The sequence below is a fragment of the Rhizobium ecuadorense genome, assembly GCF_001187535.1.
Classification (GTDB): domain Bacteria; phylum Pseudomonadota; class Alphaproteobacteria; order Rhizobiales; family Rhizobiaceae; genus Rhizobium; species Rhizobium ecuadorense.
In genome coordinates, this window is sequence record NZ_LFIO01000459.1 from 16,358 (window position 1) to 34,474 (window position 18,117).

16 protein-coding genes and 1 pseudogene are annotated in these 18,117 nt (G+C 62.6%); 5 read left to right on the forward strand and 12 right to left on the reverse strand.

The window, feature by feature from the left end; all coding sequences use genetic code 11:
- The first annotated feature begins 344 nt into the window (after nt 1-344).
- Together AF337_RS11220 and AF337_RS11225 are read left to right on the forward strand one after the other, a co-directional pair.
- On the forward strand, nt 345-1,586 hold the full coding sequence (locus AF337_RS11220; RefSeq protein WP_049732241.1) for a LysR family transcriptional regulator: 1,242 nt from the start codon (nt 345-347) through the stop codon (nt 1,584-1,586).
- Nucleotides 1,583-2,308 carry a copper homeostasis protein CutC gene (locus AF337_RS11225; RefSeq protein WP_049732242.1) on the forward strand — a complete coding sequence of 242 codons (726 nt, stop codon included), beginning with the start codon at nt 1,583-1,585 and terminating at the stop codon, nt 2,306-2,308. The genes AF337_RS11220 and AF337_RS11225 overlap by 4 nt, the downstream gene beginning before the upstream one ends.
- A gap of 220 nt (nt 2,309-2,528) precedes the next feature.
- Here AF337_RS11225 and AF337_RS11230 read toward each other — a convergent pair whose 3' ends face one another.
- The 7 genes from AF337_RS11230 to AF337_RS11260 all read right to left on the reverse strand — a co-directional run bounded on the left by AF337_RS11230 (nt 2,529) and on the right by AF337_RS11260 (nt 10,732).
- Complete coding sequence (locus AF337_RS11230; RefSeq protein WP_049732243.1) at nt 2,529-3,545, reverse strand: zinc-binding alcohol dehydrogenase family protein; 1,017 nt, start codon at nt 3,543-3,545, stop codon at nt 2,529-2,531.
- A 216-nt stretch (nt 3,546-3,761) separates the two neighbouring features.
- The gene (locus tag AF337_RS11235; RefSeq protein WP_012556483.1) at nt 3,762-4,736 is read right to left on the reverse strand and encodes an ABC transporter permease; all 975 of its coding nucleotides are present in this window, start codon (nt 4,734-4,736) and stop codon (nt 3,762-3,764) included.
- 122 nt (nt 4,737-4,858) lie between these two features.
- Nucleotides 4,859-6,412: a sugar ABC transporter ATP-binding protein gene (locus AF337_RS11240; RefSeq protein WP_012556484.1), complete on the reverse strand. Its 1,554-nt coding sequence runs from the start codon at nt 6,410-6,412 to the stop codon at nt 4,859-4,861.
- A 105-nt stretch (nt 6,413-6,517) separates the two neighbouring features.
- On the reverse strand, nt 6,518-7,507 hold the full coding sequence (locus AF337_RS11245; RefSeq protein ID WP_049732244.1) for an ABC transporter substrate-binding protein: 990 nt from the start codon (nt 7,505-7,507) through the stop codon (nt 6,518-6,520).
- Nucleotides 7,508-7,712: 205 nt separating this feature from the next.
- Entirely contained in the window at nt 7,713-8,162 is a 450-nt protein-coding gene (locus AF337_RS11250; RefSeq protein ID WP_049732245.1) for an RbsD/FucU family protein, read from the reverse strand.
- A gap of 9 nt (nt 8,163-8,171) precedes the next feature.
- Nucleotides 8,172-9,191 (reverse strand): aldo/keto reductase, encoded by a 1,020-nt coding sequence (locus tag AF337_RS11255; protein WP_049732269.1) that lies wholly within the window; start codon nt 9,189-9,191, stop codon nt 8,172-8,174.
- A 38-nt stretch (nt 9,192-9,229) separates the two neighbouring features.
- Nucleotides 9,230-10,732, reverse strand: coding sequence for a UxaA family hydrolase (locus AF337_RS11260; protein WP_049732246.1), 1,503 nt, complete (start codon nt 10,730-10,732; stop codon nt 9,230-9,232).
- Nucleotides 10,733-11,020: 288 nt separating this feature from the next.
- On the opposite strand from AF337_RS11260, the gene AF337_RS11265 reads away from it, so the two are divergent.
- Together AF337_RS11265 and AF337_RS11270 are read left to right on the forward strand one after the other, a co-directional pair.
- Nucleotides 11,021-11,920, forward strand: coding sequence for a GntR family transcriptional regulator (locus AF337_RS11265; RefSeq protein WP_049732247.1), 900 nt, complete (start codon nt 11,021-11,023; stop codon nt 11,918-11,920).
- Between the two features lie 275 nt (nt 11,921-12,195).
- A complete protein-coding gene (locus tag AF337_RS11270) occupies nt 12,196-14,217 on the forward strand; it encodes an ABC transporter ATP-binding protein/permease (protein ID WP_049732248.1) in 2,022 nt (673 codons plus the stop codon).
- A gap of 10 nt (nt 14,218-14,227) precedes the next feature.
- Here AF337_RS11270 and AF337_RS11275 read toward each other — a convergent pair whose 3' ends face one another.
- The 5 genes and pseudogenes from AF337_RS11275 to AF337_RS11290 all read right to left on the reverse strand — a co-directional run bounded on the left by AF337_RS11275 (nt 14,228) and on the right by AF337_RS11290 (nt 17,445).
- Nucleotides 14,228-14,608, reverse strand: coding sequence for a GFA family protein (locus AF337_RS11275; RefSeq protein ID WP_049732249.1), 381 nt, complete (start codon nt 14,606-14,608; stop codon nt 14,228-14,230).
- A 193-nt stretch (nt 14,609-14,801) separates the two neighbouring features.
- Nucleotides 14,802-15,002: a hypothetical protein gene (locus AF337_RS11280; protein ID WP_049732250.1), complete on the reverse strand. Its 201-nt coding sequence runs from the start codon at nt 15,000-15,002 to the stop codon at nt 14,802-14,804.
- Between the two features lie 253 nt (nt 15,003-15,255).
- Nucleotides 15,256-15,324: pseudogene (locus AF337_RS41995) on the reverse strand (nucleoside kinase); the annotation flags it as partial.
- Nucleotides 15,325-15,364: 40 nt separating this feature from the next.
- The gene (locus AF337_RS11285) at nt 15,365-16,861 is read right to left on the reverse strand and encodes an MDR family MFS transporter (protein WP_049732251.1); all 1,497 of its coding nucleotides are present in this window, start codon (nt 16,859-16,861) and stop codon (nt 15,365-15,367) included.
- 218 nt (nt 16,862-17,079) lie between these two features.
- Nucleotides 17,080-17,445, reverse strand: a complete 366-nt coding sequence (locus AF337_RS11290) for a hypothetical protein (protein WP_049732252.1) — start codon at nt 17,443-17,445, stop codon at nt 17,080-17,082.
- 454 nt (nt 17,446-17,899) lie between these two features.
- Between AF337_RS11290 and AF337_RS46055 the strand changes: the two genes are divergently transcribed.
- The gene (locus AF337_RS46055; RefSeq protein ID WP_280138842.1) at nt 17,900-18,031 is read left to right on the forward strand and encodes a hypothetical protein; all 132 of its coding nucleotides are present in this window, start codon (nt 17,900-17,902) and stop codon (nt 18,029-18,031) included.
- Nucleotides 18,032-18,117 lie beyond the last annotated feature (86 nt).

Sequence of the window (18,117 nt, forward strand, 5' to 3'; positions counted from 1 at the left end):
CCGGCGACCACTTGGGCCGCCATGCCGGAATTGCGTGCGTCATGGAAATAGCGTGCACGCTCGAAAAATCGATGCAAGCCCCCTCCAGTATTTGCCGTCGCAGCACGATTATGGCGGCGAATGCACCTCCACGCGCGGAAACGCATTCCCTTTTCCAGGGTCGGCGCGATTTGTTTTTGTCCCCTTGCGTGTTTCCACGGCGTTCCGGTGCTCTTTCGCGGAATTTCCGCCGCCCGGATTTCTTATGATGGAAACGATAGTCCGGCTCCGCGGATGCAGGGATATCTTTTTTCGTGAACACACCATATCGTCCGGTTTTTCCAGCGCTTTCCGGAGGGAGAGATTTGCATCTCGGCGCCCTGTTCATAAGCCACCATGTGCTGACCTCTGGTTCGGTGCGGGAGACCGCGCGCCGCTTCGAGCTGTCGCCTTCCACGGTGTCGACGGCGATCCGCCATCTCGAGACCGAGCTGGCGATCAAGCTGACGGAACGCGCCTCCGGCGAGCTGGTGACGCTGCTTGCCAGCGGCAGGGTGCTGGAAGGTCTGGCGCCGATCACCGCCGCGATCGGCGAGTTCGGTCAATTCATCGATCATGACGCTGCGGCCGCCGACGCCCATGCGGCCTGGGCAGCCCGCATCCCCGTCAAGATCGTCACCATCGAGCGTTTTCTCGAAGTCGCCGATCAGGGCAGCATCAACCGTGCCGCCCGCCGTCTTCGCCTGGGTCAGCCGCAGCTTTCGCTTCAGCTTGCCAATCTGGAGAAATTTCTGGGTCATCGGCTGTTCGAGCGGCAGGCGCAGGGCTCAGTGCTGACGGAGGAGGGCAGGCGTGCCTACCAGATCTTCACGACGATCAGCCAGGCGTGGAACGATCTGAAATCCTCGGCCGACGAGCGCTATCGCCGCGCCGCCCGGTCGCTGCGCATCGGCTCGATCATCCCCACCGGCTCGGAAAGCTGGGTGGCGCGCTGCCTGGGCTCGCTGGTCTCCGAATGGAATGTGCGGCGCAGCAATAATGCGATCTCGCTGGTTTCGATGACCGCCGACGATCTGCGCGAGGCGCTGAAGAGCGGCCGCATCGATGTGGCGATTCTGGATTCGGTCTTCGGGCTGGAGAGCTTTCGCCATCGCCAATTGCTGCAGACCGATATGGTGGTGATCGCTCCGCCTGATAGTACCGGAACCACGGTCGCCGATCTCGTCGCCGGCCACGCCATCTGCATGCCGAGCCCGCGCACCGGCCTCGGCCATGCGGCGATGGCCTTCAGCGATGAGCGTGCGCCCGACCGGCGCTTGCGCAGCCGGGATATCACCGCGGCGGATTCGCTGCCGGTCATCGTCGACCTTGTCGCCAATCACGGTTACGTCTCCTTCCTCGGTCGCGTCAGCGCCATGCCGATCGCCGATAAAGTGCGCATCGTCGATCTCGACGAACATCTGCCGATGTCCTATCACGTCGCCTTCAACCATCGCAAAGCCGCCGCCGATGCCTGCGCCGTCATCATCGAAGCGGCGGCGAGACTTACATCGGAAGCCGTCGCCCAGACCATGGCGCGCGCCGAAGCCAGGGAGAGCGCCGCGTGACCATCCTGCTGGAAGTGTGTGTGGATAGCGCCGAGGGCCTTGCCGCCGCGATTGAAGGCGGCGCCGGCCGCATCGAGCTCTGCTCGGCGCTGGAGCTCGGCGGCCTGACGCCGCTGCCGAGCCTGATGAAGATCGCCGCCCGGGCGCCCATCCCGGTCTACGCAATGATCCGCCCGCATGCCGGCCCCTTCATCTTCGGCAGGACGGACGAGGAAGCGATGCTGCTCGATATCGACGCCGTGCGCGCCGCAGGCCTCGCCGGCGTCGTCATCGGCGCCAATCGGCCTGATGGTACCCTCGACATGCCGCTGATCCACCGTCTGAAGGCGCATGCTGCAGGCCTCGGCTCGACCCTGCATCGCGCCTTCGATCTGGTGCCGGATGCCGATCAGGCACTGGAACAGGCGGTCGAACTCGGCTGTGAGCGCATCCTGACCTCCGGCTGCGCGCTGAAGGCACCCGACGGAATCGAAACCCTGCAACGCCTCTCGGCCAAGGCGACTGGGCGCATATCCATCATGCCCGGCAGCGGCATCCGCCCGGCCAATGCCGGGGCGATCTTGCAGGCAACCGGTGCCCGCGAGGTGCATGGGTCCTGCAGCTTGCCTGTGGAAAGCGCCGATCCGCGTGCGGTCGCCTTTGGTTTCGAGGCGAAGAGTATGAATAAGACGGATGTCGCGGTGGTCAGGGAGATGTGCAGGGTGATTGCGGCGGTGGGTTAGCGAGCGCCGCCGACGCAAACACAGCGCTTAACGGCTGCCCCTCACCCTAACCCTCTCCCCGTTCTGACGGGGAGAGGGGACGTGCCCTGCGCGAGGTTAGTGGGGAACGGAGAGGTCGCGGCTCGCCCCCTTCGCCCCGCAAGCGGGGAGAAGGTGCCGGCAGGCGGATGAGGGGCTTGTCCCGCCGATCCAGCTCGGCGAAACGGGGCGCTAACCCTCCCTAACCAACCCTGATCACCGCCTTGATCAGCCCGCTCTTCTCATGCGCCCACCGCGCCAAGTCGCGTGGCGTATCGGCAAGCGTCGTGCGATGGGTGATGAGCTTGTCCACCGGCACCAGGCCTTTGGCGATCGAAGCCGCCACGTGCTCGAAATCGGCGCGGGTGGCGTTGCGGCTGCCGATCAGCGTCATTTCGCGTTTGTGGAATTCGGGGTCGGAGAAGCGGATGTCGTCCTTGACGACGCTGACCAGCACCAGTGCGCCGCCATGGGCGACGAAGGAGAAGGCTTTCTCCATCGAAGGGCCGTAACCCGTGGCGTCGAAGACCACGTCGAAACCGTCGCCATCGGTTTTGTCCCGCACGGCGTCCGCCGTCTGCTCGTTGGCGACGATGCCGGAGGTGAAGCCGAAACGGTCCGAGGCCATCTGCAGCCGCTCGGCACTGGTATCGAGCAGCGTCACGCCATGGCCTGCAATGCGCGAGAAGATCGCCGCCCCGAGCCCGATCGGGCCGGCGCCGATAACGAGCGCCTTGGCACCGGCGCCGGTCATCGAGCGGCGCACGGCATGGGCGCCGATCGCCAGGAACTCGACGGTTGCCGCCGCCTCGAGGCTCAAGCCCTCGGCGGCGTAGAGGTTGCCTGCGGGAACCGAGATCTCCTGGCAGAATGCGCCGTCCGTATGGACGCCGAGCACCTTGATATTGGTGCAGCAATTCGGCTTGCCCTTGATGCAGGCGACGCATTGGCCGCAGGACAGATAGGGATTGACGATGACGGGTGTTCCCACCGCCATGGCAACACCGTCGCCGGCTTCCAGCACCGTCGCCGAGACCTCATGCCCCATCACCCGGGGATATTCGAGGAAAGGGTGTTTGCCCTCGAAGATGTGATAATCGGTGCCGCAGATGCCGACATGGCTGACGGCCAACCGCACCCAGCCGGGTGCCGGTGCCGCAGGCGAAGGGCGTTCGGCGATCTCGAGCACGCCGGGCTCCCGGCAAACGACTGCTTTCATGACGGATCTCGATTCTTCGTTTTTACTCTATGTCGCGAGATTTGCCCCTCACCCTAACCCTCTCCCCGCTCGCGGGGCGAGGGGACGTGCCCAGCGAGACGTTGGCGAGGGACCGAGAGGTTGCGGCCTGGTCCCTTCTCCCCGCGAGCGGGGGTCCGAAGGACGGTGCCGGCAGGCGGATGAGGGGCGGGCAGGCGGCGATCTCCTGCTCGCCACTCAATTGCTCTTGCGGCGGCGCAACTGGTCGAAGAAGACGATCACGATGATCAAGAGACCGGTGATGATGCGCTGCCAGAAGGAGTTGACGTTCAGAAGGTTGGCGCCGTTGTTGATGGTGGCGAGAATGAAGGCGCCGATCAGCGGCCCGTGCACCGAGCCGACCGCGCCGAACAGGCTGGTGCCGCCGATGACGGAGGAGGCGATCGCCTGCAGTTCCCAGCCGTCGGCCTGGGTCGCATTGCCGATGGCGATGCGCGAAGCGAGCAGCACGCCGACGAAGGCGGCAAAGCCAGCCGAGAGGATATAGGCGAGGTAGATCATGCCCTTGACGTTGACGCCGGAAAGACGCGCGGCTTCCGCATTCGAACCGACGGCGAAGAGATAGCGGCCCCAGCGGCTGAGATGCAGGAAGACGAAGGAGGGCACCGCCACCAGGATGACCATCCAGAACAGGCTCGGAATACTGAGAAAATCGGCCCGCGCGAAATTGCTGAAGCTCTCGTCGGTGATGCTGATCGTCGAGCCGTTGGTGATCAACAGGCCGATGCCGCGCAGCGATGTCAGGGTTGCCAGGGTGATGATGAAGGGCGGCAGGCCCATATGGACGATGCCGAAGCCGTGGAAGGCGCCGATCGCCACACCGATTGCCAGCGTTAGTATGATCGCTCCCCAGAGCGGCACGCCCGCCTGCAGCAGCCAGGCGATGATGACGGTGCAGAAGCCGACGATCGCGCCGACCGAAAGGTCGATGCCGGCGGTGATGATGACGAAGGTCTGGCCGAGCGCCAGGATCGCCGTCATCGCGCCCTGACGCAGCAGGTTCGAAATGTTGAGCGGCGTCCAGAAGCTCGGGGTGACCAGGCCGAGCACGACCCAGAGGAAGACCAGCAGGCCGATCAGCGTCAGGCCGAACAGGATGTTCATTTTCCGGCGCGGCGGCGGCGCGACGATTTCGGTGGGGGTGGCAGTCATGAATTTTCTCCCTCTCAGAGCATTTCCGTTTTTCTCCGAACCACGGAAATGCTCTATCTCTTTGTTCTCACGCAATTTCCGGACGCAAAACCGCTAAGCACTTTTGCTGGAATTGCTTTTGCTCAGACGCCGATCGCTTCGCTGAGCACTTCCTCATGCGTCGCCGCGTGGAAATCATGGCTGGCGACGATCCTGCCGCCGCGGAAGACGTGCAGCCGGTCGGCCAGTTCGTAGACCTCGGGCAGGTAGGAGGAGATCAGGATGATGCCGGCGCCCTCCTTCAGCAGCTTGGCGAACAGCCGATAGATTTCCGCCTTGGTGCCGACGTCGACGCCGACTGTGGGTTCGTCGAAGATGAACAGCCTGGCGCCATGGCTCAGCCACTTGCCGATGACGATCTTCTGCTGGTTGCCGCCCGACATGCTGGAGGCCGGAACCCGCCGGCTCGGCGTCTTGATGCTGAGATCGCGGATCTGCCTGTCGGCATTGGCCGATTCCCGCGCGTGGTTGATGACGGGGCCGTGGCTGAGACGCCCGAACACCGGCAGGTTGATGTTGAGGCCGATCGGCAGGTTGAGGCAAAGCCCCTGGTCGCGCCGGCTTTCCGGCGCCAGCGCTATGCCGAGTTCCATCGCGGTGCGTTCGTTCTTGATATCGACAGGCTTGCCCATCCACTGGATGTCGCCTGCCGTCGTCGGCTGGCGGCCATAGAGCCCGAGCGCGAATTCGCTGCGCCCGGCGCCGATCAGGCCGTAGAGGCCGACGATCTGCCCAGCCTTGACGCTCAGCGACACGTCTTCGAAGCCCGGGCCCGAAAGGCCGCGGACCTCGACGATCGTTTCGCCGATGGCAATCTCTTCCTTGTGGTAGATCTGTTCGATCGAGCGGTTGATCATCAGCGCGATCAGCTCGGCGTCATTGGTCTCGCCGATCAGCCGCGTGCCGACATGGGTGCCGTCGCGCAGCACCGAGACGCGGTCGGCAAGCTCGAAGACTTCCTCCATGCGGTGGCTGATATAGACGATGGTGACGCCTTCGCCCTGCAGCCGGCGGATCAGCTTGAAGAGCTGCGCCGATTCCTGGCGGGTGAGATAGGCAGTCGGTTCGTCGAAGATCAGGAACTGGGTGCCGCGCATCGCCGCGCGCGCCGTGGCCACCAGCTGCTGCTGACCGATCGTCAGTGAGCTGAGCAGCGCGCCGGCCGGCAGGCCGAAGCCGAGATCGTCGAGCACGGCCTGCGCCAGCTTCTCCATCTGCTTCTTGCGCATCAGGCCGTATCGGTTGACCTCATCGCCGAGAAAGAGGTTGGCGGCGACCGTCAGGTGCCGGCAGAGCACGACTTCCTGGTGTACGGCGTTGATGCCGCGGGCGATCGCCTCGTTCGGCGTCGACAGCCCCACCGGCTGGCCGCACCAGAGGACTTCGCCGGCCGTGCGGGTGATGACGCCGGTGAGCAATTTGATCAGGGTGGATTTGCCGGCGCCGTTTTCACCGACGATGGCGTGGATTTCGCCGGCGAGGAAGGTCAGCGTCGCCGGCTTCAGCGCCTGAACATGACCATAATTCTTCTGCAGGCCCTTGAGCTCAAGGATGGGCGATCCGGTGGGGATGCGATTGGCCTCTTTCAGCGTGGCGCTGTCATCATGGCGATGACTGACCTCTTCCAGTCCGATCATGGACCTCTCCTCCTCTTGGTCGCCTCATTTCCACCCTTGCAAACCATAGCATGATGGAAAAAGCCGCGCCGGTTTTTAAAAACTGGCGCGGCCTGTCTGTCTTGTTTACTTGATCTTCGGGTTCAGCAGGGCGTCGATCTTCGGATCGGCCATATTCGCCTTGGTGACGAGGTTGGCGCCGGTATCGACATTGGCTTCGACCTTCTCGCCCTTGGAGACGGCAAGCGCGGTCTTGATGCCGTCATAACCCATGCGGTAGGGGTCCTGGACGACGAGACCGGCAATGGCGCCGTCCTTGAGGAAGCCGACCGTCTTGTCGTCGCTGTCGAAGCCGATGACCTTGATCTTGTCGCCGAGCTTGTTTTCGGCGATCGCCTGACCAACACCCTGCGCCAGGATCAGGTTCGAGGCGAAGACGCCGACGAGCTTCGGATTGGCCGTAATCAGGTCCGTCATCATGTTGAGGCCGGTCGTCGCCTGGCCGTCACCATACTTGTCGGCGATGACCTCGAGGCCCGGATGCTTGGTCTTGATCTGATCCAGGAAGCCTTCGCGGCGCTGCTCCAGCGAGCCGACGCCGGGAAGATTGGTCAGGATGACGATTTCGCCTTCTTCCTTGCCCGTCATCTCCTTGATGGCGGCGGCAAGACCGTCGGCGGCGATGCGGCCGCCCTGGACGTTGTCGGTCGTCAGGAACGACTTGAACGCCTTGGAGTCGGCGCCTGAATCGATGCCGATGATCGGAACCGACTTGGCGGCTTCATCGATCGGCTTGCCGAGCGCCTTGAATTCGGTCGGCGAAATGACGACGGCGGCCGGCTTGCCGGCAACGGCGTTCTCCAGAATGCTGATCTGGCCGTTGATGTCCGATTCCGCCTGGGCGCCGAGTTCCGGCACGTTGACGCCGAGATCCTTGCCGGCCTTGCGGGCGCCGGCCAGAACGATCTGCCAGTAGAAGGACGTCGTGTCCTTGACGATGATCGGGATCGTCACGTCGGCGGCAAAGGACGTGACCGGCATCGCCGTGGCGATGACGGCGGCGCCGGCGAGCGCGGTAAAGGCGCGGCGCGACAGAAGGGATTTCACGATGGTCATAAGGGTTCTCCTCTCAGGATGCGTTCTCCTCCGAATAAACCGGCCGCTGAACGCAGGCGGACGATTTTTATCGATAAAAAACATTTGCAGGGAGAAGCTAGCCGAGGCGCAATCAAATTGCAAGAGTGCCGATCCGGCTTTTTTGCTTTGGTAAAATCCTCCCAAGCAACTGATTTTATTCCAATACAACGATAGCCTAAAATAGCTACTGGCCGAGATCGACCTCATGCGGATGCACGACGCCCTTTTTCAAAATCAGGTTGCCGTAGAGCCGGAATTCCGTCGTTGCGACGATATAGGCAGCCTTGCGGGCCATCGCGTAGAAGGCGAAACGCTCGACCGGCACGATCGCAAAATCGCCGGCGCGCCGGGAAACGATCTTTTGGAACTCGGCGCAGACCTCCGGCACGGCGTGCGGGTCGCCGACCACCTCCATCCGCCAGGCTGTCTCAGGCACGAAAGTGTCGAGCGGCATGTGGGCGAGGATCGCCTCGGCCATGTCGGTGGCGCTGACGCCGTCGGCGCGAATGACCGGCGGGCCCATCGAACCAGAGGGGAAATTGGCGTCCGCGATGACGATGTCGTCGCCATGTCCCATCGTCTTCAACGCGTGGAGCAGGTCGGGGCCGAGCAGCGGATGAATACCCTTGAGCATAGTGTCTCCTCAGACCCGGACAGCTTCGGCGCCGAGCGGCGGCGCGACCAGCGTATAGGGCTCGAATTCGGCATAGATCTCATCGGCAAGCCGCGGCTCGACGATCTCCATGTTGCGGATCAGGCTCGACGGCTTGGCGGTGCCGATCAGCACCGATGCGACGATCGGTTCGCGCAGCGGAAACTGCAGGGCGGGGGCGGCCAGCGGCACGCCGTGGCGTTTGGCGATCGTCTCCATGGCGCCGACCTTGGCGAGCACCTCGTCATCGGCCGGCATATAGTCGAAATGGGCGCCCGGCACCGGGCCGGTGGCGAGAATGCCGGAGTTGAAGACGCCGCCGACGACCAGCGACGTGCCCCTCTGCTGGCAGAGCGGCAGAAGTTCGGCAACCGCCGACCGGTCGAGCAGCGTGTAGCGGCCGGCCATCAGGATGCAGTCGAGATCGGCGTTGCGCATGACGTCGAGGCAGACGGGCACTTCGTTGACGCCAAGGCCGAAGGCGGCGATCGCGCCTGAGGATTTCAGTTCTTCGAGCGCCTTGATGCCGGAATCGAGCAGCTGCTTCTGGTAGACCGCATTCTTCGCCGCGCCATGCGTATAGCCGCCGATATCGTGCACGTAGAGAATATCGATGCGGTTGAGGCCGAGGCGGGCATAGCTGAATTCGACAGAGCGCATGATGCCGTCATAGGAATAGTCGTAATCGGCATCGAAGGAGAGCGGATCGACATAGCTGTAATCGGGCACGGTGCCGGTCGGCACCGGCCGAAGCAGCCGGCCGACCTTGGTCGACAGCACGTAGGAGCCATCAGGCTGGTCGCGCAGGAAATCACCGACGCGGCGTTCGGCAAGGCCGAGGCCGTACCAGGGGGCGACGTCGAAATAGCGGATGCCGCTGTCCCAGGCCGCCTGCAGCGTTTCCATCGCTACCTCGCGCGGGCAGGCGCGGTAAAGACCGCCGAGCGCTGCCGCGCCGAAGCTGATTTCGGTCACCTCGAGCTTGGTCTTGCCGATCCGTCTCGTCTTCATCATGCCTCCTCGCCAAGCCTTGGGGTGTTCTTTTTAGATTAGAGAGTCGCGCCCAGATGCCACGGCACGAATTCATTGTCGCCATAGCCGAAGAGTTCGCTCTTGGTCTTCTTGCCGGAGGCCGTGTCGACGATCAGCTCGAAGATCTCGCGGCCCTTGCCGCTGATCGTCGCGTCGCCGGTGGCGATCGTGCCGCAATCGATGTCCATATCCTCTTCCATCGAGGCATAGAGCGCCGAATTGCTGGAAAGCTTCAGCGACGGCGCCGGCCGGCAGCCGAAGCAGCTGCCGCGGCCCGTGGTAAAGGCGATCATATTCGCCCCGCCCGCCACCTGGCCGGTCGCCGAGACCGGGTCGTAGCCGGGAGTATCCATGAAGACGAGGCCGGGGGCGGTGACCCGCTCGGCGTAACCGTAGACCGCCGTCAGCGGCGAGCGCCCGCCCTTGGCAACCGCGCCGAGCGATTTTTCCAGGATGGTGGTGAGGCCGCCGCGCTTGTTGCCGGGCGAGGGATTGTTGTCGAGCGAGGCGCCGTGCAGGGCGACGTAATCCTCCCACCAGGCGATCTTCTCGTCGAGCTTCCTGGCGACTTCGTCGCTGACGGCGCGGCTGCGCAGCAGATGTTCGGCGCCGTAGATCTCGGAGGTCTCGGACAGGATGGCCGTGCCGCCGGCGGCCGCCAGCAGATCGGCCGCGACACCCAGCGCCGGATTGGCGGTAATGCCGGAAAAGCCGTCGGAGCCGCCGCATTGCAGGCCGATGATGATTTCGCCGACCGAGATCGGCACGCGTTTTTCCTTGCCGACATCGGCGGCGATTTCGCGCAGCATGCCCATGGCGCGCTCGACCGCGCGGCGCGAGCCGCCGGCATCCTGAATGTTGAAATGCCGCTTGGCGGCGCCGGCACCGCTCTGGCCGTAGAGCGTCAGCTGGTTGACCTCGCAGCCGAGGCCGATCATCAGCACGCCGCCGAAATTGACATGGCGGGTATAGCCGGCAAGGGTCCGGTGCAGCACATTCATGCCGTCGCCGGTCGAGCTCATGCCGCAGCCCTGGTCGTGCACGATCGGCACGAAGCCGTCGATGCCTTCGTAGTGCGGCAGGATCGTCCGGTTGGCCTCGTCGGCGATCGCCCGGCAGACGGTGGTGGAACAGTTTACGCTGGCGATGATGCCGATATAATTGCGCGTCGCCGCCCGTCCGTCGGCGCGGCGATAGCCCATGAAGGTCCGCGCCTTGTCTTCATCAGTCGCCGCTTCCGGCGCCGAATTGGCGGTGGCCGCCAGCCGGTCGTTTTCGAAATGCAGATTGTGGCTGTGCACATGGTCGCCGGCCTTGACGTCGGCGGTGGTGCGGCCGATCGCCTGTCCGTATTTCACCACGGCGGACCCAAGCGGAATATCCGCAATCGCCACCTTGTGGCCGGGGTCGATTTTCTCGGAGGTCTTGATGCCGGCAACCGTCGAACCCGGTGCGATGGCCGCCGTTGCGACCGCGACATTGTCACCGGCCGACAGGATGATCCAAGGCAGTTTGTCCAAGTCTCTTCTCCCCAGAGCGTGATACCGAAAAGTGTGAGCGGTTTTCGGACGACATCATGCTCCAACTATTGAATTCAGGAAACGCTCGCTGCATCGGCGAAAGCGCATTGATTTTGTTTTTTATCTACAATAAACATTTTCAAGTCAACGGGAATATTGATCCTGTGGACGAGGGAGGCAATGAGCCGCAGGCGACCGGAAATAAGCTAAGGTCGTTTGAACAAGCCCCGGTCTATTTGCCTTGCTTTAGAGCCGGGCAGTGGGCACGAGGGCGGAAAGCGGGGTCTGGTGGCAAGGCAGAATACGGTCTTCAAGGAAGCCTACAACAGGTATGCCGTCGCCCTGCGCACGGATACGGCACTGCCCTCGGAACCGGAGATCGCCGCCCAGCTCGGCGTCAGCCGCTCGACGGCCCGCGCCATCCTCACCCGCCTCAGCGAAGAAGGCATCATCCGCTGGAACAAGCGCCAGAAGATCGTGCTGCGCCAGCCCACCGACCGCGATCTCTTTCCCTCCGAAGAAACCGACTCCCTGCACGATATCATCGAGCGCAGCTTCATGCAGCGCATCCTCGCCGATGATGCCGCCCCCGGCATGCAGATCAACGAGCTGGAGCTGGCCCGCGAGATCGGCACCGGCACAACAAGCGTGCGCGAATTCCTGATCCGCTTCTCCCGCTTCGGGCTGATCGAGAAGCGGCCGAACAGTCATTGGACGCTGAAAGGCTTCACCCGCGAATTCGCCCTCGAACTGGCCGATGTGCGCGAGATGTTCGAGCTGCATTCCGCCGCCGAATTCGGCCGGCTTGCCAGGGATAGCCAGGCCTGGACCGATCTCGCCGCTATCCGCGACGAACATCACGCCATGCTTGCCGACATCAATCAGCGCTTCAAGGATTTCTCCGTCCTCGACGAGCGCTTCCATCTCCTGATCCACCGCGCCTCGAAGAACCGCTTCATCGCCGATTTCTACGACGCCATCGCCATTGTCTTCCACTATCACTACCAGTGGAACAAGACCGCCGCCCGCGAACGCAACGAGCGCGCCATCCACGAACATCTGGATTATATCGCCGCGCTCGAATCCGGCGACCAGGCGGCGATCGAAACCGCCTGCCGCGCGCATCTCCACTCCGCCCGCCAGACCCTGCTGCAATCCCTGCCGCAGCTGGCGACGGAGAGTGATTGAGGTGAAAGGCGTGCCGTGTGGCCCCCTCATCCGACCCTGCGGGCCACCTTCTCCCCGAGGGGAGAAGAGGGAGCAAGGCGCGCCGACAGTGGCCAAACGGCTTCCTTCTGCTCACAGGCACTTCGTCCAATAAGGTCGATGGCGCAGCGGCATTCTCCCCTCTTCTCCCCAGCGGGGAGAAGGTGGCCCGAAGGGTCGGATGAGGGGGCCACACGGCACAACGCCAATCGTCGGGCATCATGAAACCTTCTGATCCATAAGCCGTTATCGTGCTTATGACCGGCGCTAAACTCAAACCGCAATCGGTTGACGGCACCGAACCGCAAGGTTCCGAGACGTCGCCCGAGGAGAAGGAATCGACTGTCGAGGTCGTGCCGCCTACAGATGTCCCCCCGCCGGATGTCATCGAGCCCGGTCCGGAGCTGACGCCCGAGGAGGCCGAGCAGGCGCGCAAGAAGTATCTGCTCAAGCGTTTCTGGATCAGCGCCCGCCGTTACTGGGGCAGCAGTGGCGACAAGCTCGCCTGGCCGTGCACACTCGGGCTGCTGGCCCTGATTGGCATCAATGTCGGCTTCCAATATGGAATCAATCTGTGGAATCGGGGGATTTTCGATGCCATCGAGCGACACGATGCCGCCACCGTCTATTTCCTCAGCGCCGTCTTCGTGCCGCTGGTGCTCGGCACCGTCGCCGTCGTCACCACACAGGTCGCGCTTCGCATGATGATCCAGCGCCGCTGGCGGTCCTGGCTGACAACTGCGGTCATCGGGCGCTGGCTGGCAAACGGCCGTTACTATCAGCTGAACCTGATCGGCGGCGACCACAAGAACCCCGAGGCGCGCATTTCCGAAGATTTGCGGATTGCCACCGAAGCCCCCGTCGATTTCATCGCCGGCGTCATTTCCGCATTCCTGGCGGCTTCGACCTTCATCGTCGTGCTGTGGACGATCGGCGGGGCATTGACGCTGCCGATCGCCGGTTTCACCGTCACCATTCCCGGCTTTCTCGTCGTCACCGCTGTCCTCTATGCCGCGATCACCTCCAGTTCGATGGCGGTCATCGGCCGCCATTTCGTCCAGGTCTCCGAGACCAAAAACCAGACGGAGGCCGAATTTCGCTACACGCTGACGCATGTGCGGGAAAACGGCGAGAGCATCGCATTGCTCGGCGGTGAAGAGGAGGAACGCAACGACCTCGACAAAACCTTCACCAATGTGCTCGGGCAATGGGCGCTGCTTGCCCGCCAGCACATGCGCACGACGCTGGTGTCGCATGGATCGATGCTGATTGCCCCGGTCGTGCCGGTCTTGCTCTGCGCGCCGAAGTTTCTCGAAGGCAGCATGACGCTCGGACAGGTCATGCAGGCAGCGTCAGCTTTCGCCATCGTCCAGGGCGCGTTCGGATGGCTGGTCGACAACTATCCCCGTCTTGCCGATTGGAACGCCTGTGCCCGGCGCGTCGCTTCGCTGATGATGTCGCTCGACGGGTTGGAGCGGGCCGAACAGAGCGACGCGCTCGGGCGCATCAAACGCGGCGAAACGGAAGGCGAAGCGATGCTCAGCCTCAACGATCTCTCCGTGTCGCTTGACGACGGCACCGCCGTGGTCACGGAAACCCGGGTGGCGATCGAACCCGGCGAACGGGTGCTGGTCGCCGGAGAATCCGGGTCGGGCAAGAGCACGCTGGTGCGGGCCATATCAGGTCTTTGGCCGTGGGGCGACGGCAGCGTCAATTTTCACGCCGACCGCCGCTTGTTCATGTTGCCGCAACGGCCCTACATCCCGTCGGGCACGCTGCGCCGGGCGGTCGCCTATCCCGGCGCCGCCGATAGCTGGACGCTTGATAAGATCAAGGATGCCCTCAAAAAGGTCGGATTGGACTATCTGAACGACAGGATCGAAGAAGACGCGCCCTGGGACCAGACCTTGTCCGGCGGCGAAAAGCAGCGGCTCGCCTTTGCGCGCCTCCTGCTGCACACGCCCGATATCATCGTGCTCGACGAAGCAACCTCGGCCCTCGATGAAAAGAGCCAGGACAAGATGATGCAGATGGTGATCGAGGAATTGCCGGAGGTGACCATCGTCAGCGTCGCGCATCGCGCCGAGCTCGAAGTCTTCCATAGCCGCAAGATCACCCTGGAGCGGCGCGAGGGCGGCGCAAAGCTGGTCAGCGATATCGATCTGATCAAGCGCACGAAAAAACGGAACCTGCTGTCACGCGTTCTGGAAAACCGCCGCGCGCCGCCGAAGGGCAGCACGGCCTCTAATAAGGCGACGCAGCCGCGAAATAGACACTGACGTCTTCCGGCTATTGCTTGTTCTGAGGCAGGTTGTCGGCAATGTCGTAATAGTCGCCTTTATCCCCGACAAAGATATGCATTTTTAGTTTGGTTTCGGTCGCGCCATCAAATGCGCCCATCGCCACAGCAATCCAGTCGTGATGAGATGGATCCCAAAACAGCGATGATCCACATACCGCGCAAAATCCACGCCTGACCTTTTCCGAGGATTGATACCAGGTAATACTTTCGCCTCCCTGGATCGTGATCTGATGTCTTGGCACGTCGGTTGAAGCGAAAAAGTGCCCGGATTGTTTTCGACATTTGGAGCAGTGACACGCGTCGGGAGCTCGCAGATCGCCTTCGATCTCAAAAGAGACGGCACCCCACAAACAGGATCCTTTGTGCATAAGCATTTCTCCAATACCCCTTGCCTCTAAACCTATGCGACGGATCCCGCTGGTCGCCGCGGCGTTCTCGGGCGTGCTGCATCAATCGCCTGACGCAGTCTCCGTGCTCGCAATCTGATCCAGATTGTCGCTCAGCCGCTTGAGCAGATCGGCAAGCTATGCCGCTTCCGCATCCGTGAAGGGCGGTATCGGTTTAGAGCCTGCGCGCTTCCAGACGACGCTTGTCGCGCCCGACATAGTCGGAGCCCAGCTCCGTCAGACGGAATTGCCGTTTCTGAAATTCCCCGCGGATTAAGATGAAACCTTGCTCTTCGGCTTCGTTCAATGTCTTCAGGCTGGTGCCTTTCGGGGGAGACTGCCAAGCCATGCCATCGGCGCTGTGCAGCAAGACCATGATCTTTATAATTTTGTTTCTCCATGGCTGATGCGTGCAGCCGGCTGGATTGCTTGAGCAATCCGATGGTTCCGCATTATTAATGTCGCACAATCCAGGAGAGCCAATTGATTTCAAAGGGTTGTTTTGGCTGGCCCGGAGTTTCGCAGCTATTGTATAAAGCTCCAGTAGTGTTGGTCAATTCAATCACTCCGTCCCAACAGGTTTGGTCATGCCCGGCGATTGGCCCCGTGGGCGCTGATTTCCATTGAAGCAGTTCTTCAGCGACTATGGTTTTGCCGGCGCCGGAAACGCCTTCGATCAGATAATTTCTGACGCCCATTTCGCCCTCGTTAACGCCCGCATCGGCCCGACCGAACCGCCTAATGCGAAGCCGCCTCGCTTGCCGCAGCCGGAGCCGCGCCCTCGCGTTTCCGGCTCGGCGCCACCGGGATCAGCCAGGTGGTGAAGAAGGTCAGCACCGCAACGACCACCACGCCCCAGAAGCTCCAATGCAGCGCCGCATTGAAGACGGCGCGGATCGCCGGGTCGGCGGCAAGCGCCGAAAGCCCGGTCGGCTGGTTCAGCGCCTCGTGCAGGCCGGCCGCCGCCTCGCCGCCGGCATAATGATTGATGCCGGCATTGAGGATGGCGCCGAGCACGGTGGCGCCGAGCGTATTGCCGAGGCTGCGGGCAAAGATGATCGAGGCGGTGGCGCTGCCGCGCATCGACCATTCGACGCTGTCCTGTACCAGCACGATGCTGGTGAGGCTGATCAGGCCCATGCCGAAGCCCATGAAGAAGGAGCCGGCGCCGGCCAATGCCGGCGAACTCTCCGGCGTCAGGAAGAGCAGGAAACAGGCGCCGAACGGAAACAGCAGGCTGCCGACGCGCAGCGTCCGGCGAATGCCGAAGGCTTTATAGAAGCGGCTGGAAAGCATCACTGCCAGCGGCCAGCCGACCACCAGCATGGTCAGCGTGAAGCCGGCAACGATCGGCGAGCGGCCGAGCACGCCCTGCACATAGATCGGCAGGATGGTGGAAAGCCCGATCAGCGCCATGCCGGCGAGCAGCGTCGCCGCATTGCTGGTGGCGATCAGCCGGCGGCTCCAGAGCGGGATCGAAATGATCGGTTCCGGCGCCCGTTTCTCCTGGGCGAGAAAGAGCAGACCCGCAATGACGAAGACGGCGAAAAGCGAAAGCAGGATCCAGGCGCTGGCATCGGTTTCCGTCAGCATGACGAGCAGCGCCACGATCGAGATCGAAAACAGCACCGATCCGAGGTAATCGATCTTTGCCTGCTTGTGCGCCACCTCCTCCTTCAGGAAGATCATGAAGGCGATGATCGAGAGAATGCCGATCGGCAGGTTGATCCAGAAGATCCAGGCCCAGGAAATATTGTCGACGATGATGCCGCCGGCCAGCGGCCCGACGACGGCCGAGGTCGCCCAGACTGTCGCCATCGCGCCCTGCACGCGGCCGCGCTCCTCGAGCTTGAAAAGATCGCCGATGATCGTCATCGTCACCGGCTGGATGGCGCCGGCACCCAGGCCCTGCAGCAGCCGGAACAGCACCAGCGACATCATCGACCAGGCAAGCCCGCAGAGCAAAGAGCCGAGAAGGAAGATCAGGATGCCGCCGATCAGCACCGGCTTGCGCCCAAATATGTCGGAAAGCTTGCCGTAGATCACCGTCGTCGTCGACTGCGCCAGCAGGAAGGCCGAAAACACCCAGCTGTAATAGGAAAAACCGCCGAGCTGGCCGACGATGCGGGGCATCGCGGTCGCCACGATCGTCGCCTCGATCGCCACCATGAAGGTCGCGAACATGATGGTCGCGACGACAAGCACGCGGTTCGAGCGATGCGCTGCATTCGACATGACGATCCTCTTCGGGTACTCCGCGGACGCCGGAAAATGGCGGGCTGGGTAGGGCGATCGCCGCTTGCGGAGGGTTGCGGTACTATTACGTCCTGGAAACCGGCCGGTAAAGCAGTTCTCACGCTAGCCGTTGTTTTATGCGGTTTCACGGCAGCCGCAACGAAGGCCCGGCGCTCAGCCCCCGGCCCTCATTCTATAAGGCGGACATCCGACTATCTTCACTGCGGGCAGGCCTCGCCGCCCGAGCCGGTATCCCCGGAGCCGGCGGTGCAACCCGGCGTCGGCTTGAGATCAGGATTCACGCCGCCGGGATTGATCGTGCTGCGGCCACTGTTGAGCTCAACGCCGCCATTGCCGCTCGTGCTGCCGGTCGTGCCGGGATCGGTGCCGACGGACCCGCTGCCCGTTGAACCGGTGCCGCCGGATCCGGTGCCCGCCGAGCCCGAGCCGGAACTTCCCGAGCCGCTGATAACAGGCGCCACCGAAAGCCGCCCGCTGGAATTCGCTCCACCAGCCGTCTGAGCCATGGCCGAGCCGGCAAGGCCGATGGAAAGGAGGGATATTGCGATGAGTTTGCAGGACATGATGTTCTCCGTGCTTGTTGTCTCAGTGAGAAATCCTGCTTGGCGGGGCATTGTTCCTCACATGCCCACGGCATCACGGTCGTTTGCTTAGAGGCGAAATCTGCCTGGAGAATGGCAATCACAGCGTTTTTGCGCTCTCGGAATTCATCGCGGTGGCCCCGAAATCACAATCTCGATGTCGACGCTGTCGGCGACTTGATTATTGAGACGATACGGACTTTAAGCCGCCGTTTGGAATGGAATGACGGAAGATGATGGATGGCTGCGAGCGGCGGCGTCAAGCAGGTGATCTGAATCAATTGCGGCACGAAGTACAGCGGGCCGTTCATCAACCAGCTATAAGCCATTGCGGCCCGTGATATCACCGTTTTTCACCTCACCTGCGTCACCAATACCGCAGCGATCTGTGTCCGTAAAACCTCCGCGAGGACCTCCCGCCCTTGGATGCGGAAACATGCCGATCAGGACCAAGGGCATCTGGTCCAAGGGGCGCCTCCCCTTCCGCTTTCCGGTTGCGAATCTGGTTCCCTTGCAGGAGAAATTCTGCGCCGATCCGCATCTGCTCTTTACGGAGCATTCGACGTGAGGACAATCGCAGTCGCAAACCAGCGTCGATTGACTTACGGTTGAGCTTTGACGAACCATTGCCACTCGACATACTCTAGTTACACT

Bases quoted from the DNA above. Each gene is read 5' to 3' on its own strand.
- AF337_RS11230 (WP_049732243.1), bottom strand. From the start codon at position 3,545: ATGAAAGCAGTCGTTTGCCGGGAGCCCGGCGTGCTCGAGATCGCCGAA.
- AF337_RS11235 (WP_012556483.1), bottom strand. From the start codon at position 4,736: ATGACTGCCACCCCCACCGAAATCGTCGCGCCGCCGCCGCGCCGGAAA.
- AF337_RS11240 (WP_012556484.1), bottom strand. From the start codon at position 6,412: ATGATCGGACTGGAAGAGGTCAGTCATCGCCATGATGACAGCGCCACG.
- AF337_RS11245 (WP_049732244.1), bottom strand. From the start codon at position 7,507: ATGACCATCGTGAAATCCCTTCTGTCGCGCCGCGCCTTTACCGCGCTC.
- AF337_RS11250 (WP_049732245.1), bottom strand. From the start codon at position 8,162: ATGCTCAAGGGTATTCATCCGCTGCTCGGCCCCGACCTGCTCCACGCG.
- AF337_RS11255 (WP_049732269.1), bottom strand. From the start codon at position 9,191: ATGAAGACGAGACGGATCGGCAAGACCAAGCTCGAGGTGACCGAAATC.
- AF337_RS11270 (WP_049732248.1), top strand. From the start codon at position 12,196: ATGACCGGCGCTAAACTCAAACCGCAATCGGTTGACGGCACCGAACCG.
- AF337_RS11275 (WP_049732249.1), bottom strand. From the start codon at position 14,608: ATGCACAAAGGATCCTGTTTGTGGGGTGCCGTCTCTTTTGAGATCGAA.
- AF337_RS11280 (WP_049732250.1), bottom strand. From the start codon at position 15,002: ATGGTCTTGCTGCACAGCGCCGATGGCATGGCTTGGCAGTCTCCCCCG.
- AF337_RS11285 (WP_049732251.1), bottom strand. From the start codon at position 16,861: ATGTCGAATGCAGCGCATCGCTCGAACCGCGTGCTTGTCGTCGCGACC.
- AF337_RS11290 (WP_049732252.1), bottom strand. From the start codon at position 17,445: ATGTCCTGCAAACTCATCGCAATATCCCTCCTTTCCATCGGCCTTGCC.
- AF337_RS46055 (WP_280138842.1), top strand. From the start codon at position 17,900: ATGCCGATCAGGACCAAGGGCATCTGGTCCAAGGGGCGCCTCCCCTTC.